Below are 12,343 nucleotides of genomic sequence, written 5' to 3'. Positions count from 1 at the left end.
CCGCTCCGTTCAGCAAGATTTCTGAATCGGCAGCACGCACAACTCCCCCGCACGATCATCCGAAAAGCTTATGCTTAATTGATCCATCTATATCCTTTTTTGTTAGTGGCATCGACCTCATTCCTTATGCAATTCTCTGACTCACAAAAGAAAAAAAATCAAATCTCCTGCTTTGTAAATTTGGGGCGCAAGCCCTCTGCAGACTATTCATAAGGAAAAACGATGGCCGCTATTCAGTTTAATCAACGTCAAATGACAACAAGCAAAATTGCTGCCGGGCTGGTTCTGGCAATCAGCACGCTTTCCACCTTTACCGCCCACGCTGACCAACTGGCGGATATCAAAAAAGCCGGTGTTGTGAAAGTTGCGACTTTCGATTCCAATCCGCCGTTTGGGTCTTTGGATGCGAAAACGCACGATATTGTCGGCTATGACGTCGATTTCGCCAAAGCGCTGGCGAAAACGCTGGGTGTTAAATTGCAACTGGTACCGACCAATCCGGCCAACCGTATTCCGTTGTTGCAGTCCGGCAAGGCGGATCTGATTGTGGCTGATATCACCATCACCCCGGAACGCGCGAAAGTGATCGACTTCTCCGTGCCTTATTTCGTCACCGGCCAGCAGTTCCTGGTGCCCGCCGGATCGCCGGATAAGCTCGATGCGTATGCTACGGCGCGCATTGGCGCGGTGAAAGGCACCACCGGTGAGCAGGAGTTGCATAATCGCTTCCCGCAATCCCGCGTGCTGTCTTATGACGATATTCCGCTGGCGCTTTCCGCTTTACGTAACGGCAACGTGCAGGCGATTACCCAGGACAGCACCATTCTGGCCGGTCTGCTGGATGGCGCGCCGGACAAGGCGAAATACAAAGTGTTGCCTGAATTGCTGAGCAAGGAAGAGATTGGCGTTGGCGTGAAAAAAGGCGAAACCAGCCTGCTGAAAGTGGTCAACGACGAGCTGCTGAATCTGGAGAAAAACGGCCAGGCGGTCAGCATTTATAACGTCTGGTTCGGCCCGCAGACCAAATCTCCTCAGCCGCGTCTGTTCAAAATCGAAGCCAAATAATCTGTTTTATGCAAGGTAAGGCACATGCCGCAAGACACTTACTCAACCGCAGCAACGTCTGCGGTTTTTTCACATTCATCCGCCGGTAAAACCGCTGCCGTCGAATTTCGTCAGGTCAGTAAATCTTTTGGTCCGCATGAAGTGATCCGCAACGTCGATTTGCGTGTGGACAGCGGCGAAGTGGTGGCCGTTTGCGGGCCTTCCGGCTCCGGAAAATCCACCCTGATCCGCCTGATTAATCAGCTTGAATCCGCCTCAGGCGGCGAGATCCTGATCGACAATCTGCCGACGCGAAACCTCAAAGGCGCGGCATTACGCCAGTTACGCACGCATATCGGTTTCGTGTTTCAGCAGTTCAATCTGTATGCCCATCTCACCGCCGAAGACAACGTCAGTCTGGCGCTGATCAAAGTGCATGGCTGGAAGAAAAGTGAAGCGCGGGAAAAGGCGCGGGCGCTGCTGACGCGTGTCGGGCTGGGGGATAAAGCGCGGCATTATCCCGAGCAGCTATCCGGCGGTCAGCAACAGCGCGTGGCAATTGCCCGGGCGCTGGTCACCGATCCGAACATAATTTTATTTGATGAACCGACTTCAGCGCTCGATCCGGAAATGATCGGCGAAGTGCTGCTGGTGATGCAGGAGCTGGCGAAAAGTGGCATCACCATGATTGTGGTGACGCACGAAATGAGTTTTGCCCGTGAAATCGCCGACCGGGTGATTTTCATGGATGGCGGAGAAATTCTCGAACAGGCGCAGCCGGAAGATTTCTTCCTGCGTCCGCAACATCCGCGCGCGCAGCGGTTTTTGCAGAAAGTATTGTTTCCGCTGCATCCGCAGGCAGGAGCAGAGCGATGATCTGGCATCCTGACTGGGCGGGCGTGCTGAGCGGCCAGCCTTTGCAATGGATTATCTCCGGCTTTCTCACCACGCTGTATGTCAGCCTGGCGGGCAGTCTGATCGCTACGTTACTGACTGTGCTGCTGATTGCGCTGCGCCTGAGTACCTCGCGTATTGCACGCGGCGCGGTGGCGGCGTTTGTCTCTGTTTTCCGTAACACGCCGCTGCTGGTGCAACTGCTGTTCTGGTATTTCGCGGCGTATGGCGCGCTGCCGCAAAGCTGGCGTTTTTACATTGGCGACAATCATCCGTGGGCAACGTTTCCGGGCAACATTGCCTGGCTGACGCCGGAATTTTTGTGTGCGGCCTGGGGGCTGGCGCTGTTCACGGCGGCGTTTCTGGTGGAAGAAGTGCAGGCGGGTCTGAATTCCGTGCCCAAAGGCCAGACTGAAGCGGCGATTTCGCAGGGGTTTAGCCGCAAGACATTGCTGCTTTCCATTCTTTTGCCGCAGGCGCTGACCAATGCGTGGCAGCCAGTCACCGGCCAGTATCTGAATCTGATGAAGCTTTCCTCGCTGGCGACCGGCATCGGTTTTTCGGAACTGACGTATCAGGTCAGTCAGATTGAAAGCTATAACGCACACGCCTTCGAAGGGTTTGCGGTCGGGACATTGCTGTATCTGGCGCTCGGGCTGATCCTCGGCGGGCTGATGACGGCGTTTGGTCCGAAACGTCCGCAGCGCAGGCCGCAGGCGGCAATGACGGAGGAAACCCGCGATGGAATTTGACGGGTCTGTTTTGCAGGATAATTTCACTTATCTGCTGTGGGGAAGACTGGCTGACGGTGAGCCGGGCGGGGTGTTGCTCACATTAATCATGGCGGCATCGGCGGGCGTTCTGGCGTTACTGGCCGGGGTTCTGATGGCGGCACTGGCGTGGCGTTTCGGCGGCTGGACGCGAAAAATTCTGTTTATCTGGGCGTCGTTTATCCGCGGCATTCCGCTGATTTTCGTGATTTTCTGGCTGTATTTCCTGCTGCCGGTGGTGTTTGGCGGATCGATCCCCGGTCCGCTGACGGTGATTCTGGCACTGGCCTGGTTTACCTCGGCGGCGGTGATGCATTCGACGCTGGCGGGTCTGGAAGCCTTGCCGCGCGGGCAAACCGAAGCGGGGATCGCGTCCGGCATGAGCTACGGCAAAGTGCTGTTGTTCGTGCTGTTACCGCAGGCGTGGCCGAATCTGCTGCCGTCCTATCTCGGACTGCTGATCTCACTGGTGAAAGACACGTCGCTGGCGTTTATCGTCAACGTGCCGGAACTCACCACGGTGGCCGGACAGGTGAACAACCGGGTGCAAATTTACCCGGCAGAAATCTTCCTGCTGGTCGGGCTGATGTATTACCTGCTGTGTGTGACGCTGGCGTATCTGGCGGGGAGGGTAGTAAGAAAAAACAAAACAGCGTGAACGATTAAACAGTTGTAAGTGAAGGATAAGGATATGGATAACCGGGAGCCGTAAATAACCTCCGGTTATCCAAAATGAGTACAATAAAAATCAGCTCTGTTTTTTTATATCCTTACCCCATAACTTCAACCAAGGCGCAGTTTCAAAGTCTTTGGGGTAATTACTTTTTTCTTCCTCCTCGTCTGCAAATAACTCGCGGAAATTTTTAACAAATCGTTCTAATGAGCTTAAATCTGGTGTGTAACCTCTATGTGAGTAGTTTAGTATTGGAAGCACACTTCCTTTGCTTTGTTCCATTTGCGCCATAAATGCATGAGCGCTTATATAGCCCGTAAGTTTTTCATCTAATCTGTACCAGCTATTTTTTTCATAGAAGTCAGGGCTAACTGCTTTATTATTGTAAAGATATAACGTGGCATAAGAATTTTTAGCGTTAGTTGAGATCGGAAAATGGGGATCCATGTTGTTCACGATACTGGCTGAATAATGCTTTGCAATATCACGTAATAACCTGGGTTTGACATGCCGGATGAATATTTCATAGGGAATGTAGGCCCACGCTGACCAGAATTCCATTAAAACAGAAAATTCTGCACTTTCCAGAATTTCAATATTGTCTATGACATGCAGGCTGCGTGAATCTGGCATTGAAATTTTTAATAAAAAACCAGAATATTCTTTAACCTTATTGAGCAAGTTTTTATATTCTGTATCAGATATTGCTGCAACTAAATCACAGGTGCTTCCATATTTCAAATCTTCGGAGCCCCATATTATACCGTGCACAGCAGCATACTTCAGTACGTATGAAGGGTCGAATGCAAACGCTGTACGTTGTTCTGCTTCGGCCTGATTGTGTATTGCTGACCACTTTACGGCTTCAACATCGTGGTCCAGTCGTTCGCTTTCCGGCCAATCTTTGAGATGATTTTTGCGGTCATTCATTAAGAGTTTTTCTAACCATTCCGCATTTTTTCGCACTTCAGTTTGAGTCCAGCGAACAAAAGATTCATCTGGTTCAATGATCTTTTGCTGCAATACAACGATCGGTGCGGCTCCTCTATGGCAGTTTCCTTGTAAGCAGGCCGCGGTATTAACATCTTCCTGCAATGCTGTCATGCGCACACGCAGCGCCTTTGTTTGATCTTGACTGTTACACGCAAAATGTTCAAAGCATGATTTTTTTAGCGGATTGCTTATATCATTGAAAATAAACTCTTTGGTTCTTGTATTAGGACAAGCCAGTGTTGTTCCCACTGCTCTTAATGCTTCACGAAAGTCTTGACGCGGTAAATTATGCGTGCCTTTTGCACTTACTACGGCAATTCTTGGACGCATCCAGATATAAAACTGATCTAAATCATCCCTGTCTTTAGGTTTATTATCCGAAAGATAAACTCTTCCTCCGTGGTGCGGTGCTTTAAGCACATCAACTCCAAGACCAGCAGGATATTCTGAGCAAATCCAGGACCAGTTTTCCTGATCCCCGGTTAAAACGATGCGTCTGCGTTGACTACCGTCCAGTAATGCATCAATAACAATAACCAGCGAGGTATCGTTTAAAACGGAATTACCAAAAAAATTAGGTTCAGAAGTATTATCACGATATTTCTTTATTCTTTGACCTATGTTGTTTTGATTACGCAGATTGTTATCCTGATTACTCACCGGAGAAAAATTATCTCGTGAGAGCGCATTCATGGTGTCGAATACATTTGCCGCCTCGGAAAATTGCTCCTCCTCTTGCCATGATTCACCCCGTATAAGCCATTCATGGGGCAGTGATTCATGAGCCAGTAATGTTTCAAGTTCTGAATAGGGGGCGCTATAAAGACGTTTTATCATTTTCCGTGCAGGTGAAATAACGGAAACCGTCACATTGCCATTGGTTTGAAAACGATGTTTATAGCCTTCAAGAGGATAGATAACAGGGATCTTTCTTGTATTAGCTTCATTCTCAAGGCCTTTTGCTTTGGAAACAGCGTCTTGCACTCTTGGTGCAAATAACCAGCTAAGCCTTTCAAAAGCCGGTAAACAGGGCAGCCAGAGTTCGCCGATAGTAATGTCTGTTTTTTTTAGCAGTGAGTGAAATCCCCCCTGATGGTCGTGATCAATGTGGCTTAGAACAACCACATCAAGATCCTCACTTCCGTCTTCTTTTTTATGGTCATTCAGGTGATCGGTTAAAGCTTGAGGCAAAGAGACACCACCGTCATATAACAGGCGAAAGGCGACTTTACCATGATGGTGAAGCTCTACCAGATGACAATCACCATGGCCAACCCCAAAGGTTATAATCTCGAAACTGTCTGCTGGCAATGTGGGTATAATCGAGCTCATCACAATTCCCTATAATTTCAATTATTTACTTGTTTTCATGTATCACAGATATTGTTTACATCAAATGCATAAGTGGTGATTATTAATCGATAATACGCACATTCCGGACTGGAATCCAAAACCCCGCCTGTTTCGGGCGGGGTTTTGGAGCGGAAAGCCACGGTAAAAATGCGTTTATTGTCTTTTGCTGACCGAGGTTAATTCCGTATCCACACTCAGATCCCGGTCAAACCATTTTTCGGAAATCTTCTTCAATGTGCCGTCTGCCCGTAATTCACCGAGTGCGACATCCACTTTTTGTTTCAGCGCTTCTCCGCGCGCATCTTTTCTGAATGGCAGGGCGACCTGTTTCAGGCCAAAGGGTTCTCCGACGACTTTCAGCGGCAGATTTTTACGCTTGATTTGCCCGAGCAGGATCACCTGGCCGGAAACATACGCATCGACTTTTCCCTGCGCCACGCTGTTAACCACCACATCCATACCCTCAAAGGTCACCAACCTGATTTCGTTTTTCGGGTCAAATTCTTTCAGGACTTTGCCATAGTTCGAACCGAGATCGGCGGCGACCGTTTTCCCTTTCATGTCCTGTAAACCGTGAATAGTGGTGTTGTTTTTACTGACTGCCAGTTGCGCCGCAGAGTAATAGTAGGGCGCTGAATAATCATATTTCTTGCGCCGCTCCGGCGTGTCAGCAAAATTGCCCACGGTATCCACTTTGCCGGTTTCCAGAGAGCCAAGAACGCCCACCCAGTCGGAGGTTACCCATTCAACTTTGTAGTGGATCTTGCCGGCGACGGCGTTGAGAATATCCGTGCTGAATCCTTTGATGGTGTCGCCCTCTTTAAAATAGTGCGGATAACCGTCCGGTGTCGCGCCCACCCGCAGAACGGGTTGATCATCCGCTTTGACGGCGGGTTTATCGCAGGCAGTCAGTAAAAGGGGAAGGGATAAAATAGACAGTGTTAACAATCGCATATGAAAATTTCCTGTTTAACCGGCATAGGGTTTGCCGAGATGTTTTTCGAGGCGACGTTGTAACTCACTGAAAATGATGGTCAGCGCCCAGTAGACCAGCGCCACAGCGAAATACGCTTCGAAGAATTTCAGCGACTCTGTGGCCACCATTTTTCCTGCAGCCAGCAGTTCGCTCACGCCTAAGGTGAACGCCAGTGAGGAGTTCTTGATCAGGCCGATATAGACGTTGCCGGTAGCCGGAATCGCATTGCGGCAGGCTTGCGGAAACAGGATACGGCTGGAGGCTTTAAACATGCTCAGCCCGGAGGCCAGAGAGGCTTCCAGTTGCCCTTTATCGACGGAGTCGATAGCGGCACGGAAGATTTCCGCCAGATAGGCAGACGTGTTTAAGCTTAAACCGAGGATCACCGCATTCATGGCACTCAGTGAATTCATCGAAGGGATAATTTGCGGCAGACCAAAATAAATAATCAATAACTGTACCAGTACCGGCGTACCACGAAAGAATGAAATATAAAGATGCGCGAAAGCCGCGGGTATTTTACCGGCCCTGAGTAATAAGGCGAAAATAATGCCCAGAACGGTTGCCAGTAGAATGGAAAGAAATGAAATCAGCAAAGTCACGGGAAGATAGACGAGGATCTGCGGAATAACGCCGAGCATATAAGGGAAATCAAAATTCATTGTGAAAAATTCCGTTTACGGCCATCAGGTAAAATCATGTAAAAAAGAACGGGTGCGGTTTCCGGAAACGGTCTGGAATATTTTTGCCGGTTCGCCTTGTTCGATAATATGACCGTGCTCCATGAAAAATATCCGGTCAGAAACATTGCGGGCGAACCCCATTTCATGCGTGACGATCATCATGGTTAAGTCGCGACCGGCCAGCCCTTCAATCAGGTTCAGCACTTCACGGCGCATTTCGGGATCCAGAGAAGACGTGGGCCCATCAAATAAAATCACCTGCGGATCAACGGCCATTGCGCGGGCGATACCGACGCGCTGCTGCTGTCCACCGGAAAGAGTGCCGGGATAGGCTGCCGATTTGTGCGTCAGCCCCACCTGCGCCAGCAATTCCTGACCCCGTTCCCGCGCCTGCGCTTTATTCAGTTTTTGGGTAAAACGTAAGATCTCAGTGATATTTTCCAGTGCGGTTTTATTTTTAAACAAATTGTAGTGCTGAAAAACCATGGATGTCTGGCGGCGAAAATCGCCCGTTTGTTTGCGGGTAAGGGTTGCAGCATTAATGTGTTTATCACCAATCTGCATCAGGCCGGAATCCGGCCTGACCAGCAAATTCAGCGAACGTAACAGGGTGGATTTCCCGGAACCCGAAGGGCCAATAATCGATACCACTTCCCCTTTTTTTACAGTGAAATTAATATCCGACAGAGCAGGGAACTGGTTAAATGATTTATTCAATCCGCTGACCGTTATCATGCGTACTCCCGCACAGAAACAAACTGATTCTCCGGCTCACTTAACCCCAGATTCCCCCGCAGGGTCTGTGCCTCATAGTCCGTCCGGTACAATCCCCGCGCCTGCAAAATCGGGATCACACGGTCGGTGAAATCATCAAACGCCGTCGGGGTGCCGCCCCGGACGATAAAACCGTCGGCCGCACCTGAGGTAAACCAATGTTCCAGACCGTCGGCGACATCTTCGGCGGTACCGGAGAAGGTCGGTCGTGGTGTCGCGGCTTCCAGTGCGGCCTGACGCAGGGTTAATCCACGTTCACGGGCGTTGCGTTTGATCTCATCTGTGGTGCTGCGGAAGCTGTTTTGCCCCAAATCACCGATGTCCGGGAATGGTGCATCCGGGTCGTATTGTGCAAAATCGTGATGCTCAAAGTAGCGGCCAAGATAATCCAGCGCGCTTTCCAGCGTCACCAGTTGGGCGGTTTCCTGATATCGACGTTCAGCATCGGCAGGCGACTCACCGATAATCACGCTGATGCCCTGAAAGACGCGGATGTCTTCGGCGGCACGGCCGTTTTCCACCAGCTGACGCTGTACATCGAGACGAAATGCGCGGGCCAGTTCGGGGGTTTCCTGACGGGTGTAAATGGCGTCAGCGGCTTCGGCAGCAAAGGCTTTGCCCTGTTCCGACGCCCCGGCCTGAAAGACGATCGGACGGCCCTGCGGGGAGCGTCCGACGTTCAGCGGCCCCTGCACCGAGTAGTATTTGCCGTGATGATTGAGTGTGTGCAGTTTCTCCGGCACAAAGAACTGGCCAGTGGCTTTGTTGCGCGCAAATGCATCTTCTTCCCAGGAATCCCACAGCCCTTTCACCACGCTGACGTATTCACTGGCGATGCGGTAACGCTCGTCATGTTCCGGGTGCTTATCGCGGGAGAAGTTTTTCGCCGAGCCTTCCAGCGGCGAGGTCACCACGTTCCAGCCCGCCCGGCCACCGCTCAGATGATCGAGGCTGGCGAACTGACGCGCGACGGTAAACGGCTCGCTGTAGGAGGTGGATAAGGTGGCGACCAGTCCGATTTTGCGGGTGACCAGCGACAGGGCAGAAAGCAGGGTAATCGGTTCAAAACGGTTGAGGAAATGCGGAATAGATTTCTCAGTAATATAAAGTCCGTCGGCGACAAATAAGAAATCAAATTTAGCCTGTTCAGCTCGTTGCGCTAATTGCTGGCAGAACTGAATATTAATACTGGCATCAGCAACCGCATCCGGATGACGCCATGCAGACATATTTCCGGATGCGCCCTGAATAATGGCACCCAGGCGTATTTGTTTTTTCTGACTCATTGTTTCATCCTTAAGAATATATTATTCAGCCGCCGTTAAACCAGCGTGCGTAATTCAGCGATGGAGCGCACCAGTGGCGCCTGCTCCTGTGCTTCGAATGCCTGCTGGTTGAGAATTTTGCGCAGATAGACCAGTTCGACACCCAGCGGGTTGGTCGCGGTATGAAATGGCTCATAACCCCGTCGCTGATATAACCCGGTCAGCCACGGATGTTTCACCGCCGTTGCCAGATACACCGCCGGTGATTTCAGCGTGTCACGCAAAAACGTCTCTTCCACGTAGCGGATAATTTCATTGCCAAATCCCTGGCCTTTGGCATGTTCTGCCACCGCAAACCAGTGCACAAACGGCCACGGTGCAAGATGATTTTTTGCCGGTGTCCACAAAAAACGGGTGGTCAGCGTCGCCGTCAGTACGCCGTCGTTTTCCAGCACATAGGTGGTTTCATTGCGGATAACATCCCGCACGTCTTCAACGCTGGCGCGGGTGATGGTGAAATGAATGTTATGTTCCAGCAGCGGCGCGTAAGCCTTTTGCAAAAGGCTGTGCAGCGCCGCTGCTTCAGACTCCTGAGCAAGGCGGATCACGTGGCTCATATCCAGTTCCTGTTGTTCGCAACACATCGTTAACAACGATTATTAAAGTCAGGAACAAACGATGTAAAACAACAATAGTTGCTATGCAGTTGCGGGAGATGGAATAGGGGATGGGGTGGCCGCCCATACGGGCGTTAACTTCAAAGTCAAAACCGTGGGCGTCGGCCCACACCGACTTGGGGGGCGGCCTGCCGCCGCCCCCCAAGATCCCCCGGGCTCTTTCACTAATACCGCCGGACGAGGTTATAAACCGCGCTGACAATCCGTTTCGTCAGCATGGCGGTGAGGCTCATAACAAATTTTCCTGACGTTCCAGCCAGCGGGTGTGGCTTTTTTCATCGAGAACTTTTTTCATGTACAGCGTGGTGTGTCCTTTGCCGATGTCTCTTTCGAAGACCGGCTGAAAACCCAGTTTCAGGTACATGTCACGCAGCCACGGATGGCTGGTGGCGGTGCCAAGCGAGTAAGCCGGGGCTTTCAGTTCGCGGATCAGAATGTTGTCTTCCAGCCAGTCCAGCAGCTTTTTGCCGAGACGCTGACCGGCGTAATCCGGATGCGTGCCTAACCAGCCAATATGCGGCAGGCCTATGAGTCCCGGCATTGCACCCCACGGGAAGCGCAGGGTGACCGAAGCCACCATCCGCTGGTCATCAAAGAGCGCAAACACTGCATGATCGTTGAGATGTTGTGTCACGCTTGCCAGATCGGCGGTGGCAGCATCAAACTGAATCCCGAGTGCTTTGATTGGCGCATAAGCGTCCAGCATCAGCGCCAGATAATCGTGTTTATCATCCAGCGTCAGCCGCCTGAAATGTTGTGTCATAACCCGGATCCCTCAGAAGAAGTCAGATGACCGGACTGCACGGCAAAGCGGATGACCTCATCAACTTTTTGCGCGGCGCGGCCGGTGTAATGAGCCGGATCTCACCCGTGGTCAAGATCCCGTTCAGTAATATTGGCCGCCAGCACCGGATGTGCAAGCAGAACAGTTTTAGAAGATGGCTGTTTTTCAAACTGAAGCGTATTCCGGTGCGATCAAGTATGACGCGCACGGCGTGTATTTAGGCGCGATGTATACCCAGGCGTATAAAGCGTCCCGCTTCGGTTCTGTTTCTGATGTATACGTTTTGAATGTTTAAGCCGTGTCTGAGAAGTAAAAAAGGCGATGTATGTTGCCTTTTTTACTATCACGCCAGGCACCTGTCAGGTGCTTATTTAATCCGGACTGCTTTTATGCATGCACAGGGGGGAAAGCTTTCTCCAGAGATTTAATGAGGTCAGAGAAGAAGGTGTTATTTAAAGAAGTTTTATTATAAATCATATAGACCGGTAACTTTGGAAGATTAAAATCTACAGCTACCGGACGTATCTCATACTGATTTTTGTATTGTTCATAGGCATGGAGAGGAACGAACGCCAGAGTATCAGTAGCTTCAATAATGGGCATCGCAGATCCGACATACCCGACAGAATAGCGGATTTTCCTTTTCATTTTTGTTGTCTTCTCAAGTTGCCTGGCGAAATTAATTCTGACCAGGCTTTCATTATCAATAAACGTGAAATCTTCCTTCATCAATTCCTCCGGCAACGCTTTCTCATTAACTCTTGGGTGATTTTTAGCACATATCACAACCAAAGGTTCTTCGTACAGCAAAAATGTATTTCGGGATAAGTTATTGTGCGGGTTTATATCAAATACGATGTCCGTTTTACGGAATGTCAATAAATCATCTATTGTCGAAAGAGAATTTCCTGCGGTGGTATGAACAACCTTACAGTCCGGCGCGATCTTAGCGACCTGCCTGATTAAAGGTCCCAGAATAGTCAGGGATAAATAGGGTGGGCAGTTGACAGCCAGGCTTGTAATGGTTGACGGGCTATCTATCTCCTGGAAACGGGCTAATAAATTATCATAAGATTCAAACAATTTATCATGAATGCTATTCGCCGTTGTTGTAGGGAAAAGGCTTTTCCCTTGCCGGACGAATAATGGATCAGAAAAATGATCTCGTAAGCGTCCCAGCGCCTGACTGACAGCCGAGGGGGTGAGCCCCAAAATATTGGCCGCTTTGGTAACGCTGCCATGAATGTAGACAGACTCAAACATTGTTATTAGATTGAGGTCAAAGCCTTTAACAGCATTAAGACGTTCGGTATTATGAGTTGCTTTCATATTTTTCTCACTTTGTTGTACAGAAAGATAAGGTCATTTAAACCCGTGCACTTAAAAGTGTAGTTTTGAATTCTGATTTTTCGAGATATTAAAAATAACTATGAAATTATTTTATGAAAAGATGGTAA

13 protein-coding genes are annotated in these 12,343 nt (G+C 50.0%); 5 read left to right on the top strand and 8 right to left on the bottom strand.

Features of this window, described 5'->3' with window-relative positions; all coding sequences use genetic code 11:
- Positions 1 to 222: 222 nt before the first annotated feature.
- From UC14_RS22470 to UC14_RS22455, 4 genes are read left to right on the top strand one after another with little or no spacing between them, the layout of a single operon-like run.
- Positions 223 to 1,065 (top strand): ABC transporter substrate-binding protein, encoded by an 843-nt coding sequence (locus UC14_RS22470; RefSeq protein WP_013575692.1) that lies wholly within the window; start codon positions 223 to 225, stop codon positions 1,063 to 1,065.
- Positions 1,066 to 1,089: 24 nt separating this feature from the next.
- Entirely contained in the window at positions 1,090 to 1,920 is an 831-nt protein-coding gene (locus tag UC14_RS22465) for an amino acid ABC transporter ATP-binding protein (protein ID WP_013575691.1), read from the top strand.
- On the top strand, positions 1,917 to 2,690 hold the full coding sequence (locus tag UC14_RS22460; RefSeq protein ID WP_013575690.1) for an amino acid ABC transporter permease: 774 nt from the start codon (positions 1,917 to 1,919) through the stop codon (positions 2,688 to 2,690). Before UC14_RS22465 ends, UC14_RS22460 begins: the two co-directional genes overlap by 4 nt.
- A complete protein-coding gene (locus UC14_RS22455; RefSeq protein ID WP_112152405.1) occupies positions 2,680 to 3,366 on the top strand; it encodes an amino acid ABC transporter permease in 687 nt (228 codons plus the stop codon). Before UC14_RS22460 ends, UC14_RS22455 begins: the two co-directional genes overlap by 11 nt.
- A 90-nt stretch (positions 3,367 to 3,456) precedes the next feature.
- Here UC14_RS22455 and UC14_RS22450 read toward each other — a convergent pair whose 3' ends face one another.
- From UC14_RS22450 to UC14_RS22420, 7 genes are all read right to left on the bottom strand, one after another.
- Complete coding sequence (locus UC14_RS22450) at positions 3,457 to 5,706, bottom strand: MBL fold metallo-hydrolase (RefSeq protein ID WP_112198459.1); 2,250 nt, start codon at positions 5,704 to 5,706, stop codon at positions 3,457 to 3,459.
- A gap of 174 nt (positions 5,707 to 5,880) precedes the next feature.
- Positions 5,881 to 6,681 carry an amino acid ABC transporter substrate-binding protein gene (locus UC14_RS22445; RefSeq protein ID WP_013575687.1) on the bottom strand — a complete coding sequence of 267 codons (801 nt, stop codon included), beginning with the start codon at positions 6,679 to 6,681 and terminating at the stop codon, positions 5,881 to 5,883.
- Between the two features lie 15 nt (positions 6,682 to 6,696).
- A complete protein-coding gene (locus UC14_RS22440; protein WP_013575686.1) occupies positions 6,697 to 7,365 on the bottom strand; it encodes an amino acid ABC transporter permease in 669 nt (222 codons plus the stop codon).
- Positions 7,366 to 7,389: 24 nt separating this feature from the next.
- Positions 7,390 to 8,121, bottom strand: coding sequence for an amino acid ABC transporter ATP-binding protein (locus tag UC14_RS22435; protein ID WP_112198458.1), 732 nt, complete (start codon positions 8,119 to 8,121; stop codon positions 7,390 to 7,392).
- On the bottom strand, positions 8,118 to 9,446 hold the full coding sequence (locus tag UC14_RS22430) for an LLM class flavin-dependent oxidoreductase (RefSeq protein WP_112198457.1): 1,329 nt from the start codon (positions 9,444 to 9,446) through the stop codon (positions 8,118 to 8,120). Before UC14_RS22430 ends, UC14_RS22435 begins: the two co-directional genes overlap by 4 nt.
- Positions 9,447 to 9,481: 35 nt before the next feature.
- Positions 9,482 to 10,042, bottom strand: a complete 561-nt coding sequence (locus UC14_RS22425) for a GNAT family N-acetyltransferase (protein WP_112198456.1) — start codon at positions 10,040 to 10,042, stop codon at positions 9,482 to 9,484.
- Between the two features lie 289 nt (positions 10,043 to 10,331).
- Complete coding sequence (locus UC14_RS22420; RefSeq protein ID WP_112198455.1) at positions 10,332 to 10,865, bottom strand: GNAT family N-acetyltransferase; 534 nt, start codon at positions 10,863 to 10,865, stop codon at positions 10,332 to 10,334.
- Positions 10,866 to 10,891: 26 nt separating this feature from the next.
- Between UC14_RS22420 and UC14_RS26795 the strand changes: the two genes are divergently transcribed.
- The gene (locus UC14_RS26795) at positions 10,892 to 11,107 is read left to right on the top strand and encodes a hypothetical protein (RefSeq protein WP_157962146.1); all 216 of its coding nucleotides are present in this window, start codon (positions 10,892 to 10,894) and stop codon (positions 11,105 to 11,107) included.
- 166 nt (positions 11,108 to 11,273) lie between these two features.
- Here the strand turns inward: UC14_RS26795 and UC14_RS22410 are convergent, their stop codons facing one another.
- Entirely contained in the window at positions 11,274 to 12,215 is a 942-nt protein-coding gene (locus UC14_RS22410; RefSeq protein WP_112198454.1) for a LysR family transcriptional regulator, read from the bottom strand.
- Between the last annotated feature and the right edge of the window lie 128 nt (positions 12,216 to 12,343).

It is taken from the genome of Rahnella sp. NRRL B-41462 (assembly GCF_003263525.1).
Taxonomy (GTDB): domain Bacteria; phylum Pseudomonadota; class Gammaproteobacteria; order Enterobacterales; family Enterobacteriaceae; genus Rahnella; species Rahnella aceris.
This window is presented reverse-complemented; position numbering and strand designations above follow the sequence as displayed.

Excerpts from the sequence above, each read along its gene's own strand:
- UC14_RS22470 (WP_013575692.1), top strand. The coding sequence starts at position 223 with ATGGCCGCTATTCAGTTTAATCAACGTCAAATGACAACAAGCAAAATT.
- UC14_RS22465 (WP_013575691.1), top strand. The coding sequence starts at position 1,090 with ATGCCGCAAGACACTTACTCAACCGCAGCAACGTCTGCGGTTTTTTCA.
- UC14_RS22460 (WP_013575690.1), top strand. The coding sequence starts at position 1,917 with ATGATCTGGCATCCTGACTGGGCGGGCGTGCTGAGCGGCCAGCCTTTG.
- UC14_RS22455 (WP_112152405.1), top strand. The coding sequence starts at position 2,680 with ATGGAATTTGACGGGTCTGTTTTGCAGGATAATTTCACTTATCTGCTG.
- UC14_RS22450 (WP_112198459.1), bottom strand. The coding sequence starts at position 5,706 with ATGAGCTCGATTATACCCACATTGCCAGCAGACAGTTTCGAGATTATA.
- UC14_RS22445 (WP_013575687.1), bottom strand. The coding sequence starts at position 6,681 with ATGCGATTGTTAACACTGTCTATTTTATCCCTTCCCCTTTTACTGACT.
- UC14_RS22440 (WP_013575686.1), bottom strand. The coding sequence starts at position 7,365 with ATGAATTTTGATTTCCCTTATATGCTCGGCGTTATTCCGCAGATCCTC.
- UC14_RS22435 (WP_112198458.1), bottom strand. The coding sequence starts at position 8,121 with ATGATAACGGTCAGCGGATTGAATAAATCATTTAACCAGTTCCCTGCT.
- UC14_RS22430 (WP_112198457.1), bottom strand. The coding sequence starts at position 9,446 with ATGAGTCAGAAAAAACAAATACGCCTGGGTGCCATTATTCAGGGCGCA.
- UC14_RS22425 (WP_112198456.1), bottom strand. The coding sequence starts at position 10,042 with ATGAGCCACGTGATCCGCCTTGCTCAGGAGTCTGAAGCAGCGGCGCTG.
- UC14_RS22420 (WP_112198455.1), bottom strand. The coding sequence starts at position 10,865 with ATGACACAACATTTCAGGCGGCTGACGCTGGATGATAAACACGATTAT.
- UC14_RS26795 (WP_157962146.1), top strand. The coding sequence starts at position 10,892 with ATGACCGGACTGCACGGCAAAGCGGATGACCTCATCAACTTTTTGCGC.
- UC14_RS22410 (WP_112198454.1), bottom strand. The coding sequence starts at position 12,215 with ATGAAAGCAACTCATAATACCGAACGTCTTAATGCTGTTAAAGGCTTT.